Here is a 15,738-nt window from a genome sequence, read left to right on the forward strand (position 1 = left end):
CTCGAATCACCTCACCAGTATGCCGGCGATCGACGCGCCGATGAAGCAGCACAGGCTGCCGCCGATGAGCGCCTTGACCCCCAGGCGGGCGAGCGTGGACCTCTGGTTTGGCGCGAGCGTGCCGATGCCTCCGATGAGAATGCCGATCGAGGCGATGTTGGCGAATCCGCACAGGGCGTAGGTCAGGATCACCTGCGCGCGCGCGTCGGGCAGGCTGCCGCCCTGGATGAGTTTGCCGAGAGTGCTGTAGGCGTAGAATTCATTCAGGATCGTCTTTTCGCCGATGACCTGTCCGGCGGTCGTCAATGAGCCGGCATCAATCCCCATCAGCCATGCCACCGGGGCGAACACGACGCCCATGATGTATTGAAGCGACAACTCCCCGTAGCGGCCGGCGGTGTGCCCGGCGATCCAGCCATTGAGACCCGTCCACCCCCCGATCCCGGAGGAGAGAACCGCATTGAACAGCGCGATGAAGGCCGTGAACACGAGCAGCATGGCACCGACGTTCACGGCGAGTTTCACGCCGTCCGTGGTGCCATTGGCGACGGCCTCGAGCGCATTGGCCCCGAGCTTGTCCTTCGGTATCACCAGCGATTGGTCCACCTCCGCCGTCTGCGGAATCATGATCTTGGCAATGTAGAGCGAGGCTGGCGCCGACATGATCGAGGCCGTGATCAGGTGTTTTGCAAAGAGGAGCCGCTGGACCGGATCCTCGCCGCCGAGCATGCCGATGTAGGCGACCAGCACCGCGCCGGCGATGTTGGCCATGCCGCCCACCATGACCGCGAGCATCTCCGATCGCGTCATGCCCTCGAGATACGGTTTGATCAGCAGAGGGGCCTCCGTCTGTCCGAGGAAAATGTTTGCCGAGGCGCTCAGACTCTCCGCGCCGGACAGCTTCATGGTCCGCGACATCATCCAGGCAAAAGCCAGGACGATGCGCTGCAGGATGCCCAGGTAGAAGAGCAGGGAGGTGAGTGCTGAGAAGAAGACGACCGTCGGCAGCACATTGAACGCGAAAAGGTAGCCGAAGGACTTGGTGTCGGTCACCAGCGAGCCGAAGAGAAACTGCGAGCCGGCCTTGTTGAAATCGAGGATGGCGACAAACATGTTGCCGACTGCGTCGACAGCGGAGCGGACGAACTCCACGCGCAGCACCAGCACGCCGCAGATGACCTGGAATATGAACCCGGCTCCAACCAGCCGCCAGGGTATCGCGCGGCGGTTCTCGCTGCAAACATACGCCATGCCAATGAACGCGGCGATGCCGACCAGGCCCCGCCAAAGGTGGGAGAAAGTCTCCATGGGGAAAGTGTGAGGCGAGCTTGCCAGACGCGGCTGCCTCGGCGAGCGAGAACACACGTTTCGCGAACGCCCGCGTTTGTCATCCAGTGATCGTTTCCAGGATCCGCGGCCGCACGGGTCAGAATCGTTGCCGGATCCCCACGGTCCAGGCGGCGCCATACCGGTTGATCGTGCGAAGAAAGCCGGGGGAATTTGAGTAGGTTCGAATGGGTTCGTTGAAGATGTTTCGGCCGGTGATTGTAAACTCGCAGTTGTCATTGAGCCTGATGACCCCGCTGAAATCGAACATCAGCCGCTCGTATTGCCAGATCTCCTCACTCTCGACAGATGAATCAAACCGAGCTGCCTGCCAGGTGAATCTCATCTGGGCATTGAACCGCGAATTGCCGTAGCGGATGCCGCCATTGGCGGACTTTGGGATGTGAGCCTCAATCCGCTCGCTCGCCGCAGTCCGGGAAAACGATCCGAAGACGCTGATGCCGCGAAGCGGCGCGGGCAGGAAGACCAATTGCTGGCTGTACTCCACATCAAATCCATCGATGCGGATCATCCCGGGCGCATTTGTCGGCTGATAGAACGCAAATTCCGCAAGCGCAGGGTCATCCGCGTAACCGGCCTCGGCGGCGCTGATCTGGGTGCTGGCGACACCCATGTCTCTGACAGACATTCGGAATCCGGTGAAACTCAAGGTGCCGGCAGGCTCGAAATAGTAATGCAGTCCAGCCAAAATCTTGTCGGATGTCTCCGGCCTGAGATTCGGGTTCGCGATACGGACCGTCTTGTTTGACTCATCGATCACGACAAGACCCAGCATCTGGTCAAAACCCGGCCGCCCGATGGACTGGCTGCCCGCCAACTGCAGATCCAGGGAGCGCGCCAATCCATACTTGACGCCTCCGCTGAGGAACGTGTTCGCGTATCCGCCGGTCCGCGTCGTTTGCAGGCCGTGGCGATACTGATAGTCCGCAAACTCCAGCGTGTCTGGTTTGTAGCCCGCAGCCTCCACCGCGGATCGCGCACGAGGGTCGATCGTCCTTGTCCGGACGGCCGTCCATTCCCGGCGCATGCCGAGGTTCATGCGAAGCGAGCGCCATCTTGCATTGGCCTCGAGATAGAGGGCGTCGACCCGTTCGCGCACGGACCGATTGCGGAAATTCCCGTTGATGTAGTTGGCCACTGTTGCGGGAGAAAAGTAGGAGGGATGTTCCTTGAACAGCGCGTACGTGGCATAGGGGTCGGTCATTGGAATACCCAGGGTGCCGATGTTCCCTCCCGTGCGCGCATCGAAACCGGGCTGCGTGGTTGTGGGCAGGACCGTGTCCGGCGCAGTCGCCATTCCCGCGGCCCCAACATAAGTCCAGTTCAAGAGCCCGCTTTTCGTCTGTTCATGGAGAGCCTCCCTCGTTTTCGCTCCGGTCAGGATCTGCACCGGCTGGCCAAGGATCGAAACGGTCTTCTCCGCATCAAACTGCATCGCGCGAAGCTGATGCTCCAACACCTGCGGCCTGCTCGAGACATTGTTGGAAAAGGTGCTGGTGCGATTGTAGTTCTTCACTTCGCTCCAGGATGGCCCCGATGTCTGTGAAAAGACCCAATCGGTATCGGTCGCGGTGCTGCGAGCCGCTGTGAAGCCGATGCGTGTCAGCCGGTGCGCCACCGTCTTGAAGTAGCCATCGGACATGTCCTCAAATGAAGTGCGCGACCGGGAGTATCCACCCCCGAGCGTGAGAACGAGGTCGTCCCTCCTGTACTCGAGCTTCGGGACATAGGTCACCGTCGCATTCGCCCTGTTTCTTCGATCCGTCGTGTATTGCACCTGTGAACTGGCATTTGCAGACGGCAATGCCACAAGAGAGGTGGCGCTCGAGTCAGGAGTAACAGCCCCGGGATCCACCAGGAATCCGATCTGCCTGAGATTGGTGCCATCATCCCAATGAGCGCCCGAGGTTCTGAGCGAAAGGGTCAGATGGGGAGATGGCCTGTATTCGGTGCTGAAATTGAATGACGCCCGGCGTGAGAGTTTGGGTGCATCTCGAAATAGAATTCGCGTGAGGATCGGCTCCCTTCCCGCCAGGTGGTTGTAGAAGTGGGTGACACCCGCCTGTTCGGTTGCGACGGTGTTCCCGCCAAGGCTGAGTTGAACGCCGAGCTTCTCCCGGAACACATCGGAATACGTGAATGCAAACCCCGGTCTCACCTTGTGGGTTGGCGTGCCGTAGGGGCCCGGTGTTTTCCTCAGGCTCCACGAATACTCGTTGCCGGTGAATGTCACATGCGCGGTGATCCCGCGGCCCTTGCGGTCGAACGCCGAACGACTGCGCAGATTGATCCGCCCTGCCGGTGAATCGGCATCCATGGCCGCGGTGGACGTTCGGATTATCTCGATGGCATCGACGCCGACAATCGAGGCCTGTTCGAACTCGAATGCCCGCGACTCCGCATTGAAACCCGCATCCGACGCATTGGCCACGTTCATCCCGTCCACGCTCACGCCTGCGTAGACGGGGCTCAGTCCCCCTATGCGGGCCGTGCGGGCGTCGGAATCAACGTAGTCCATGACAACCCCTGGCAGGTACTTGATGAACTCGCCCACGCTTCCGCCCGTGACATCCCCAAAATTGTCAGAGGCAACCACGTTCTTGAATGTGACCGCAGCACGCTGCTCCATGATGGCCTTTGCGCTGCCCTCACGATACCCTGAAACAACAAATCTGTTCAATTCGATGACCGGCTCGCCGTCCGCGGCCTCCGACGCAAAATGCGCCGGATGGAGTTCAAAGTTTCCAACTGTCGTGCGACCTGGCTCGATGGTCACCCGCTTGGCCGCCATCCGATAGCCCGTGTAGATTGCCGAAAGCGTGACGACACCTGCGGGAACACCCCGCAGACTGTAGGAGCCGTCCTGGGCAGTGAAGGCCACCTGCCCGCCACCGGAAACCTCCACCTGCGCATTACGCACATATTCCCGGGTGACGGGGTTGAACACTCTGCCCGCGATGCTGCCAGTACCCGGGCCGGACCTTGGGTCGGGCCGTGGTGCCAGCGAAACAGCACCCTCCCCATGCGTTGACGCCAGCCCCTCTCCAACCGTGCGCTCAGGCGTATTGTTGTATTGGGTACGCGTCACTGCACTTCCGCCACCGGCGATCAAAGTCGGTTTTTCATCGGGAATCAGCGTGATCGCTCCGCTTCGGGAGTCCTGAAAGGCCCGGAAACCGGTGCCGGCAAGCATGACATCGAGCGCCTGTTGGGCAGTGTATTCACCTTTTACCGCATTTGCGCGACGACCGGCCACGACATCCGTCGGAAAAAGAACCTCAATCCGAGCCTGCTTCGAAAAACGCCGCAAGGACGGCTCCAGGGCGTCCGCGGGGATGTTGAACGCTCGCACGGGCGCACTCACTGGCGCTGCTGGAGTTTCAACAGCCAATGCCAGCAAACCCAGCCCCACAAGAATGCTCAGGCGATGCCGCATGCGTCACCATGCTCCCGAAAGAGGTCCACTGCTCGCAAGCCTCCGGGTCAGCGCATATCCTTGCTCAACAGGAGGACGTTCTTGTCCCGCTCGGCCTTGACCCCAAAACCCACCTCCAGGAGCAGCACAAAGGCGTCGATATTGTCCGCCCGGAAGATGCCGCTGACCCGCATCATTTCCAAATCACGATCGACAATTCGCAGCCTCCACGCCGTTTTTCCCTCAGCCTCACGATTCATTGTCGCAACCGCATCCACAAGCGGCGTGCCTTTGAACTCCACCCGTGGCGTGCGCCAGCTCAGCTGATGATTGGCTTCATCACGCGAGACCGGCTCGATTGGAGCCCGCCCCGCGTTTATCTCGTTGCTCAGGACAATGCGGTTGCCGGCAGTCACCTTGACACTTTCCGGCACCGCAGGATTCGTACCGGAGGAGCCAACACTGACGGTCCCTTCAGTGACGAGCACGTCAACGCTCCGCCTGTTCAACTGAACAGCAAAGGAGGTTCCGACGGCCCGGACTTCGACTCCGTTCACACTCACGACAAACGGGCGGGCGGGATCCTTGGCGACTTCGAACCAGGCCTCCCCCTCGACAAGCAGCACCCGTCTCTCCCCGGTCGAAAACTGCACGCCTATGTCGGCACCGTCCCTCAGGGTTATCCTGGATCCATCGGGCAGGACGCGCTCCGTTGCGCGATGCACGATCGCCCCTGCCGATGCCAGTTCGGATCGCTGCAAATCAAGCCGGGACAGCAGGCCCACCCCAACCGCAAATCCCGCGGCTGCGGCAAAAGCCGCCAGCTTTCGGCGTCGAAGTCGCCGCGACCGCCGCCCAGCGAGTTCCATGAGCAGTGCATCCGTGGAACCCGTGTCGGCAGGTTTTCCAAAGGTCTTCCAAGCCATCTCCAAGCGTCCAAAGGCCTCCGCATGCCGAACATCCTCGTGCAGCCAGCTCTCCAGCTCCTCCTTCTCGGCTGGGCTGCATCCGCCATCCCGCCGCGCAAACCATTCGGCGGCCTTCGCATCAATTTCCGACTTCATGGCTGGTTTCAGGACACTGGCCGATCCATGCGCACCGTGGATTCGCGCCGTACTCCGCGACGGCGAAGGAATTCGGCGCACGCCTTGACACCACGCTGAACCTGCGCCTGCACCGTCTGCTCTGAAATGCCCAATTGAGCTGCGATCTCCGCTTGTGACACTCCCTTGATTCTCCGGAGGACAAAAACCTCGCGGCATCGCGCGGGCAGTGCGTCGATCCCGTCGGCAAGCAGTGCAATCTCTTCCTTCGTGCAGGTTGCTTCGGATACATCGGCCTTCTCATCCAAGACCGCCAATGAAGCCAAATCAGCTACAGGCATCAGCGGGTTGATGCGCTGGCGCTGGAGCAAATTGATGGCCACGTTCCTTGCCGTGGTGAAAAGGAATGCCTTGCAGAACCGGATGGGGTGGACGGCATGGGCCTTGATCACGCGCAAATAGGACTCCTGGACAACGTCGTCGACCTCCTGGAGGGTTGGAAATGCGCTCCGAACGTAGGCCCTCAGCGGCCCACGGTGGGGATGCAGATTTTCAGCAAACCACTTGGCTTGGTCTGCCAGGTCCGGCGACAGGGGTGTTTCAGGAGGACTCACGTTAGGGATTTAAACTGTGAGGGGCTTCGTTTGCTGGCAAGAGTTCGGTGTTGGGTGAGGCCAGCCGGACAGATTCGAAATCCGACAAATTGTCTGTAGCTGAAAATGCCGGCTGCCTGGTCTTGGTGGATGGGCCCTGTCTCCCCTTCGCAAGCCAACCTCCCAACCATGACCCACCGAAAGCCAATCTGCCGCATTAGCAACCTGCCCGCGTTCCTCTCCCTCTTCCTCTTCGCGATTGTTCCGATATTTGCCGCAGCGACCGGCTCCATCGAGGGCCGCGTCTTTAATCCCCGCAGCGGCGCGTTTGCGGAAAACGCCCGGGTGAGCATCGAAGGCACGGAAATTGTCACCTTCACCGACGCCGATGGTTTTTTCCATCTGGACAATGTTTCCGCAGGCACCGCCCGCCTCCGCATCTTTTATACGGGTTACCTGCCCCAGTTCGAAGCGGTTGCGGTCACCTCAGGTGAGACAACGCGGCGCGAGTTCAATCTGGGCGAGGGAGCGCCGACGCCGTCCGGAGCACCTGCTTCCGTCGTCAAGCTTGACGCCTTTACCGTCAGCGAATCCCGCGAGATGGAGGCCTCGGCCATCGCGATCAACGAGCAGCGTTTTGCATCAAACATCAAGCAGGTGGTTTCAACGGATGAGTTCGGCGCCATAGCTGAAGGCAATGCGGGGGAGTTTCTCCGCTTCCTTCCGGGTCTCATCATCGACTACAACGGCGTGGATGCCCGCTCCGTTTCCATCGACGGCGCGCCCGAGCAGAACACGCCGGTGACTCTGGGTGGCGTCAATCTGCCGGCCTCCAACCGGACGGGCCGCCAGGTTGAGGTCGCCATGTTCAACCTCAACAACATCTCCCGCATCGAGGTTTCGCTTTCGCCGACACCTGATTCTCCTGGCTCGGCTCTCGCCGGATCGATCAACCTTGTCCCGCGCAGTTCATTCGAGCGCACGCGGCCGGTTCTCAATGTCAGCGCCTTTCTCACCATGCGCGACAACATGCTCACGCTCTCCAGGCAGCCGTATCAGTACGGTGATTTCCGCCGGGTCATCAAACCGGGATTCGATGTGTCCTGGGTCGTGCCGGTGAACCGCCGTTTCGGTTTCTCGGTCGCTGTTGGCAATTCGACAAAGTTCTCCACCACCGAGGCCAACACCAACACGTGGCGCGGGCTTTCAGCCGCGACCAACGGCACCGCCTTTCCCCACACCACGCCGGGCAATCCCTATCTTTCCGCCTACCAAGTCCGGGTTTCACCAAACTCGATCACCCGCAGTTCGTTAGGTCTCACGCTTGACTACAGGCTTTCGGACCGCGACCGCCTGTCCTACGCCTTCCAATTTGCGGGCTTCGACAGCTGGACGGGCAACCGCAATCTGCAGTTCAACCCGACCCGGATCGTGGCAGGCACCTTCAGCCCCACCTTTGTTCAGGGCGTGGCCGGCGCGGGCCAGTTGGTATCCAACAGCACAACGGGGCGCCTCCGCCAGAGCAAGACGCACATGCATGTGCTCAACTGGCGCCACGAAGGCCCGGTCTGGAAACTCGATGCCGGAATGGGGCGGGCATTCACGAAGGACGCCCTGCGCAGCCGGGACAAGGGGCTGTTTGAGACCATCATCTCGCGGCGCACGAACATGACAATCGGCTTCGATCAGGTGACCGATGAACGTCCCGGGTACATCTCCGTCATCGACAATGCGACAAAGACAGCCGTGGACCCCTATGTGCTCGACGACTTTTCACTGGTCTCGGTCGCGGAGACTCCGCTCCGCTCCTCGGACATCAACTTCACTGGCTTTGCCAACGCCCGGCGTGATTTCGACTGGACTGTGCCGATCACGCTGAGGGCGGGGCTGGATTTCCGCCAGTCCATCCGCGAATATCGGACCGGTAACAGACTTTGGAACTACAGCGGGGCGAATGTGCGTGGCAGCGCCGCTCAATTCGTCGATCCCACGTCATTGGTTCGCAAGTCTCCCTTTGGCTTTCCGCCCATTCAGTTCGTCGACTACAAGGCGGTTTACAAGTACTTCGAGGCCAATCCCAGCCAGTTCACCTTCAGCGAGGATGCGAGCTACCGGTCCTTCATCAATGGTTCGAAACATGCGAAGGAAATGGTCTCGTCCGCCTACATCCGCGCCGATGTCGCCCTGATGGACCGCCGGCTCAACCTCGTCGGTGGCGTCCGTTTCGAGCAGACCAATGTCGAGGGTGAGGGACCGCTCACAGACCTGTCGCGCAACGTCAAGCGCGATTCCGCCGGCAAGCCGATTCTCAACAACGGAGTGCCCGTGCCGATCACGACCGTGCCTCTTGAAATCTCCAAGCTCACGCTGCTTGAGCGCGCCGCCCGCGCCGAGAAGGAATACCTGCGCATGTTCCCGAGCCTCAATGCGAGCTACAACATCCTCGACAACCTCATCGCGCGCGCCGCGTTTTCGACGTCGATCGGGCGACCGGATTTCGACCAGTATGCCGGCGGCATCTCGCTGCCAAACACCGACAACCTTCCCAGCCCCACCAACTCCATCGGGCTCAACAACGCCGCCATCAAGCCTTGGACGGCAACCACCTATCGGGTCCGGCTCGAGTACTATTTCCGCGGTGTCGGGCAGTTCTCGGTCGGAGCGTACCGCCGGAACTACAAGAACTTCTTTGGACAGACGGAGTTTGAGGCGACACCGGAGTTTCTGGCACTCTACTCGCTCGATCCGAGCACCTACGGCGACTACAGCGTCACAACCCAATACAACATCCCCGGCACCGTGGGCTCCACGGGGTGGGAGCTCAATTACAAGCAGTCGCTCACCTTCCTGCCGAACTGGGCGCGCGGCATCCAGGTCTTCGGAAACATCAGTTTCCGACGCATGGACAATGCTGAGGACATGAATGTGCGCGGCTTCTATGACATTCCATACAGCGGGTCCTGGGGCATCAGCCTCACGCGTCAGCGCTTCAATATCCGCGCCAACATCAACTACGTCGCCGCGCGCCGGCTTGGGCGTGTCTCGGGAGCCAGCATCCCCGAGGGCACCTTCAACTACAATCCCTCCTATGCGAAGATCGATTTGCTTGGTGAATACCGACTGACAAGGAATCTTTCGGTTTTTGCGACCGCCCGCGACATCGAAGACACCCCGGATTTAGGTATTACCATCGCTCCTGCCGAGCCCGCACGACTTCGGACGAGTCAGAAATTCGGCTCATTCTGGACCGTTGGTCTCAGGGGGATATTCTAATTTCAGCCGCCGCGCCGCAGCCTGGCAAATCCGGTCGGAGCAATTTGTTCGTAGTGACCGGGTGATTGGCGTTTGCTGCCTGCGGCTCGTCCCTCGGTTTTCGTTCCCACACCTTTCAAACCCCCCAACCCATGCCCATCTCCCGTCGTCAGCTCCTTAGAAATGCCGGCCTTGCCACAGCCGGTGGCGTGCTCTTCCGGGCCACCGGTGAATCCCTCGCCGGCGCGGAACCGGCGGGCAAACCCGCCGCCACCGCGGCTCCACTGGCTCCCTTCAACCGCTTCCCGCGTGCAGTTCAGGAGTTCTACGTGCAGAAAGTCTGCGCGGCTGAACGCGAGGCGGATGCGCGGCGGGCCGCGCTGCGCACGCGTGAGGATGCGGAGCGTTATGTCGCCGACGTGCGCGAAAAGATCCGCCGTTGTTTCGGTCCCTATCCTGAGAAAACTCCGCTCAATGCGCGTGTCACCCGCACGCATCAGCGCGACGGTTACACGATAGAAAACGTGATCTTCGAGAGCAGGCCGGCGTTTCCGGTGACCGCCAACCTCTATGTGCCCACCGGGCGCACAGGTCGCCTGCCGGGTGTGATCGGCACCTGCGGCCACTCAAAAAACGGCAAGGCGGCGGAGCCGTACCAGTCGTTCGCCCAAGGCCTTGCCCGTCAGGGCTACGTCGTCCTGATCTTCGACCCCCTGGGTCAGGGCGAGCGAATCCAGCATATCACGTCGTCGCTCAAACCCAGCCATGGAACCGGCACGGTTGAACACATCTACCTCGGCAACCGCATGTCGCTGGTCGACGAAAACCAACCCGCGTGGTTCGCCTGGGACGGAATTCGCGCATTGGATTACCTGCTCACACGCCCTGAAGTCGACCCGCGTCACATCGGTGTGACCGGCAATTCCGGCGGTGGCACGCAGGCGACCTGGCTTTGCGGTGTCGAACCGCGCTTCACGATGGCGGCTCCGAGCTGCTTCGTCACTACGCTGCGCAGAAACATCGAGAACGAGGAGTCGCAGGACGCCGAGCAGTACCCCTGGCACATGCTCGCGCTCGGACTCGATCACTCGGACTTCATTGCGGCCATGGCACCCAAGCCAGTCCGCATCCTGGGGCAGGAACGCGACTATTTTGATGCGCGTGGTTTTGAGGAGGCGGCGGGACGGCTGAAGCAGCTGTACCGTCTGCTGGGCGCGGAGGAGAATTTCAGCTCCTTCCTTGGGCCCGATCCCCATGGCTATTCGCAGCCCAACCGCGAAGCCATGTACGGCTGGTTCAACCGGCAGACGGGCGTTTCCTCCGGCCAGAAGGAGCCCGCGATCAAGCTCGAAAAGGACGAGACGCTTCAGTGCACCGAGCGCGGTCAGATTGGCGAGAAGCCCTTCACGTCAGTGTTCGACTTCACTCGTGAGAAATCGCGCCTCCTTGCCGGATCGCGCGCGCCACTGAAAGGTCCGGCGCTCAAGGACGCCCTCACGGAGATCCTCAGGCTTCCGAAACGCGAAGGAATCGCCGACTATCGAATCATGCGCAATCCGGGTGCACGCCGCTATGTCATGCAGCATTCGGCGAACTACGTGCTCGCGACGGAGCCCGGCATACCCGTGCTCACCATCCGGCTCAGCGAAACTCCGCTGTTGTCCCGCATTCCCCGGGGACCGGAACGCGCCCTGCTGTACGTCGCCCATCGGTCTGCGGACGCCGAATTGCGTGACGACGCCTGGCTGCGCGATCTCCTGGAAGCCGAGCCCAAGGGAACGGCGCTCTTTGCCTGCGAGCCGCGTGGCATCGGAGACTCCAAGCCGCAGCTCAGCACTCCTGAGTTTGCGGGGAAGGGTGGCATCGACTATTTCCACTCGGGGCTTGGCCTGATGTTCGACCGACCCATGGCGGGCCAGCGAACGTTCGACGTTCTGCGCGTGATCGACTTGCTGGAGGCCAACGGTCACCGGCAGGTCCATCTCGTCGCCCGAGGAGAGGGAGCCATTCCCGGCTGCTTTGCCGCCCTGCTTCACGACGGCGTCCGGCAAGTCACGCTTCGGCACGCCCTGCGCAGTTATGCAGAAGTCGCGGAGTCCGAGAACTACCGCTGGCCCCTGTCGTCCTTCGTTCCCGCAGCGCTGACCCGTTTTGATCTGCCGGATGTCTATCGGGAACTGGAGGCCAAGTCGCTGCGACAGGTCGATCCAGCTGGCGCAGACGCCGCGCCTTCCACACTTTAATCCAATGAACAAGATTCCCCGCTTTCTCAAATTGGGTGGCGTGCCTGCGCTGGTTCTCGGACTCATCGTCTCCGGTCCCAGCACCATCGCCGCGACACCGGATCGCCCCAACATCGTTTTCATTATCTGCGACGATCTGGGAATCAACGATCTTCACTGCTATGATCGGGCCGATCATCAGACGCCCAATCTCGACCAGCTCTCCCGTGAAGGCACCCGCTTCACCAGCGCCTACTGTGCGCAACCCATCTGCTCGCCCTCGCGTGTGGGTGTGATCATGGGAAAGGCCCCTGCCCGGCTTCATCTGACGACCTACCTTCCCGGTCGAGCTGATTCTCCAGCGCAGAAACTGCTTCAGCCTGTCATCCGGCAGGAGGTGGATCTCAGCGAAAAATCAATCGCGCGCTATTTCAAGGAGGCGGGCTATATCACCGACCTTGTCGGAAAGTGGCACATTGGCGGCAAGGGATTCGGGCCCGCCGAGCATGGTTTTGATGTTGTGAGCGTCGGTCGAAACAATACCACGCCATCCGACACCGAGGGCAGCAAGGGCGAGTTCGGACTGACCCGGTCAGCCGAGGACTTTCTGGAGAAAAACAGGGACCGGCCATTCCTGCTCTTTCTGGCGCATTACACGCCGCACATCCCGTACAGCGCCACTCCCGGGCAGATCGCGGCCCACAAGGATGCCTTCGAGCCTGTCTATGCGGCGGTCATTGCGTCGCTGGATCGGGCGGTGGGCCAGTTGCTCGCGAAGCTGGATGAGCTCAAGCTGCGCGAGAACACGATCGTCGTCTTCACCTCCGACAACGGGGGGCTGCATGTGCCCGAACTCAACCATGCGCGCGTGACGCACAATACGCCGTATCGCGCAGGCAAGGGCTACCTGTATGAGGGCGGACTGCGGGTTCCGCTTATCGTGCGCTGGCCGGGGCACGTGCCGGCGGGCGTGACTGTCGATGCACCGATAAACAATACGGGCTGGATCCCGACGCTCCTCGAACTCGCCGGGCAGCCTGCTCCGAAGGGTCTGGACGGGAAGTCCTTCGCCCCGCTCCTGACAGGCAGAGGTCAGGCTCCGGAGCGGACGTTTTTCTGGCACTTTCCGCATTACAACAATCAGGGCGGACGCCCAGGCGGTGCGGTTCGGGAGGGAACGTGGAAACTCGTGGAATACTACGACGCTCCCGACGCCCCGGAGCTTTACCAGCTCTCGAACGACATCGGCGAAAAGAACAACCTTGCCGCGCAGTATCCGGATCGCGTGAGCACCATGCGCAGGGCCCTGGCCGACTGGCGCAAGGCGATCGGGGCGCAGACGAACCTGCCGAATCCGAATTTCGACCCGGCCCGCTATCGTGAACTCTATGTCGATTTTGATCCCAGCCGTTTCGATCCCCTCCATGCCAGCAATTCTGAATGGAAGGCGGTTCAGAAATGGAGATCCGAGATGAATGCGGCCGTGAAGGGCGCCCCAAGAGCGGCGCCGCGCAGTCGATAGGCGCGCGAAGGGATTGGATTCCACTTCCGCGATCAGAGCAGGAGTCCCGGCATAGGTTCGAAGGCACCCATGTCCGACGACGACGGTAAATCGGGAAAACAGGTGTCTGAGCCGAAGCGACGCGAGCGTCGTCCGCCGCGGGCTTGGGACCAGGGGCTGCCGTCCATCATTCTCCTCGTGGTGGGCTCGGCGATCGCGGCGTTTAGTTTCAACGCCCTTCTGCGACCGGTCGGTGTGCCTCCCGGAGGTGTTGTGGGAGCTTCGCTTGTCGTTCAGAAGGCGACGGGCATCGAGCCGGGTTATGCGCAGTGGATTCTGAACGCGGTCATACTCATGGCGTGCGGATTCGTCATGGGACGCAGCTTCATCGTAAGGAGCCTGGCCGGCACGTTGCTGCTTCCCCTGTTCGTCGTGCTGTCGCGCGACCTTTCCCCCCTGACCACCAATCCCGTGCTCGCGGGTGTATGCGGTGGCGCCGGGGTCGGCTTCGGCATCGGACTGGTGCTGCGCGGCGGATCATCCGTAGGCGGCTTCAGCGCCGCGGCGGCGGCGATCAATCGCACCACCGGCATGAATGTCGGTCATGCCTTGATTCTGCTGGACGCGCTGGTGCTGTTCTCGGCCGCCGCCGTCTTCTCGACGGAGCAGGTGCTTGCAGGACTCGTGAGCACGGTTGTCATCGGCCAGACCGCGCGCTCGGTTCTCACCGGCTTCAATCAATCACGGGTGGCCTTGATTGTCTCGAAGCAGGCCCCGGAAATACGCGAAGCGGTGCTGCAAAGGATCCCGCTGGGGCTCACGATCCTGGAAGGACGCGGCGGCTACACGGACGCACCGCATGAGATTTTGATGGTCGTGATGAATCCCGCTGAGTCCGTGCAGTTGAAGCGCCACATCCGCGCGATCGACCCGAATGCCTTCGTGATCCTTCTTGACGCCTCCGAAGTCCGCGGCCAGGGATTCCTGCCGCACGTTTGATGGGGACCGGCTGGCAGTCCCGTTCTGACGGTCATTGCCGCGGATAGCGCTGCTTCAACTTTTTCCAGGCCGCAGGCCACGGCAAAATGACCGCAATGGTCGACATCCGTGCACGATTGCAAGGCTGGCCCCTGAGTAGCCTCGGCACCTTTGCGCCAATTGTTCTGCTTCTGCCACTCCCGCATCTTGGCCCCAGCTCAGGGAACACTCAATGGAGGGGCGCGCTCCGTCGTGCCCAGGGAACGCGCTCAGCAACCCAGCGCCGGCCCAATTCCTGCTGGCATCGCACGATTCCATTCAGTCTGCCTATGCACTCGGGCTTGTCTCATTTCTCCGTCTGTCATCCCGCATCACACATCCCGGCTGCCGCCCGGCTTCGCCGCGCCGCCAGGGTCGCCGCGGATCAGCAGCCGCCAATGTCGGTTTGATCCTGAATAGTGCGAAAAGTGAGGTTTGACCCCTTTGGGTTGAGATGACCTGAATAGTGCGAAAAGTGAGGTTTGACCCCTTTGGGTTGAGATTGGAGAATGCGGGGGTTTGATTCGGACATGGGTTACACTTTGTCCGGGGGGTTTGATTCGGACATGGTGCGATTCGGCCGCGGGGGAAATTTTCCGCCGCCTCGTTGGCGAATGATCCCCTCGGGGGCAAAGCTTGTTCTGGTGCTGGCGGCAAATTGGGTTAGGTTCCCTTCATCATGAAAACCACGCTGGTGACTCGTTATCGGATCTCGCTGGTTCTGTTTCTTCTCGGTCTTGTCTTCAGCGGTCTCACCGCTTTCCCCCTCCAGACGGAAATCCATGCCCTGGCCTCGATGCTGGGCATCGGCAATGCGGCGAACTACGAGGCTTACACGGGCTGGACCCGCTGGATCGCCTACGTGCAGCACGGTCTGGATGAGACCTACGCCCGCTTTCCCTTTTTCGGGTACGGCACCGACTGGCTCGCGTTCGGCCATCTCGCGAGCGCCGCTTTCTTCATCCGCCCCCTGATGAAACCGGAGGACAGCGACTGGGTGCTTCGCACCGGCCTGTGCATCTGTGCGGCGGTGATCCCCGCCGCCTTCATCGCCGGCCAGGTCCGCGGCATCCCGGTTTCGTGGAGATTCGTCGACGCAGGCTTCGGCGTTTTCGGCTCGATCCCCCTCTTCTACTGCCTGCAGCTGACCCGCCGGATGCGAGCGACCTGACACCCGCCAGCGGCGTCGGAGAGGCACTCACTCACGTCAAATCGTATTCGAAGCGCATGCCCGTCAGGTTGTCGTTCCAACTTCGAAATAGGGGTTGCAAGACAGAAGCGCGTTCTGCGTTGCGAACAAATCGTGCCAGTAATCATGCGGATGAGCGAAGTCGGGCTGATTTCAGTG

General features: G+C 61.2%; 9 protein-coding genes. 5 read left to right on the forward strand and 4 right to left on the reverse strand.

Going from position 1 to position 15,738, the window contains the following annotated elements; genetic code table 11:
• Positions 1-6: 6 nt before the first annotated feature.
• From HS122_17765 to HS122_17780, 4 genes are all read right to left on the reverse strand, one after another.
• On the reverse strand, positions 7-1,308 hold the full coding sequence (locus tag HS122_17765) for a Na+ dependent nucleoside transporter (protein MBE7540245.1): 1,302 nt from the start codon (positions 1,306-1,308) through the stop codon (positions 7-9).
• 118 nt (positions 1,309-1,426) lie between these two features.
• Complete coding sequence (locus HS122_17770; GenBank protein MBE7540246.1) at positions 1,427-4,783, reverse strand: carboxypeptidase regulatory-like domain-containing protein; 3,357 nt, start codon at positions 4,781-4,783, stop codon at positions 1,427-1,429.
• Positions 4,784-4,830: 47 nt separating this feature from the next.
• Positions 4,831-5,826 carry a FecR domain-containing protein gene (locus HS122_17775; protein ID MBE7540247.1) on the reverse strand — a complete coding sequence of 332 codons (996 nt, stop codon included), beginning with the start codon at positions 5,824-5,826 and terminating at the stop codon, positions 4,831-4,833.
• A gap of 8 nt (positions 5,827-5,834) precedes the next feature.
• Positions 5,835-6,419 carry a sigma-70 family RNA polymerase sigma factor gene (locus tag HS122_17780; GenBank protein ID MBE7540248.1) on the reverse strand — a complete coding sequence of 195 codons (585 nt, stop codon included), beginning with the start codon at positions 6,417-6,419 and terminating at the stop codon, positions 5,835-5,837.
• 168 nt (positions 6,420-6,587) lie between these two features.
• Here HS122_17780 and HS122_17785 point away from each other — a divergent pair, with 168 nt between their 5' ends.
• The 5 genes from HS122_17785 to HS122_17805 all read left to right on the forward strand — a co-directional run bounded on the left by HS122_17785 (position 6,588) and on the right by HS122_17805 (position 15,561).
• Positions 6,588-9,671, forward strand: a complete 3,084-nt coding sequence (locus HS122_17785; GenBank protein ID MBE7540249.1) for a TonB-dependent receptor — start codon at positions 6,588-6,590, stop codon at positions 9,669-9,671.
• A gap of 131 nt (positions 9,672-9,802) precedes the next feature.
• Positions 9,803-11,893 carry a prolyl oligopeptidase family serine peptidase gene (locus tag HS122_17790; protein MBE7540250.1) on the forward strand — a complete coding sequence of 697 codons (2,091 nt, stop codon included), beginning with the start codon at positions 9,803-9,805 and terminating at the stop codon, positions 11,891-11,893.
• Positions 11,894-11,897: 4 nt separating this feature from the next.
• On the forward strand, positions 11,898-13,394 hold the full coding sequence (locus HS122_17795) for a sulfatase (GenBank protein ID MBE7540251.1): 1,497 nt from the start codon (positions 11,898-11,900) through the stop codon (positions 13,392-13,394).
• 69 nt (positions 13,395-13,463) lie between these two features.
• On the forward strand, positions 13,464-14,372 hold the full coding sequence (locus HS122_17800) for a YitT family protein (GenBank protein ID MBE7540252.1): 909 nt from the start codon (positions 13,464-13,466) through the stop codon (positions 14,370-14,372).
• Positions 14,373-15,069: 697 nt separating this feature from the next.
• On the forward strand, positions 15,070-15,561 hold the full coding sequence (locus HS122_17805; GenBank protein ID MBE7540253.1) for a hypothetical protein: 492 nt from the start codon (positions 15,070-15,072) through the stop codon (positions 15,559-15,561).
• The last annotated feature ends 177 nt before the right edge of the window (positions 15,562-15,738 follow it).

The organism is Opitutaceae bacterium (assembly GCA_015075305.1).
Lineage (GTDB): Bacteria > Verrucomicrobiota > Verrucomicrobiia > Opitutales > Opitutaceae > UBA6669.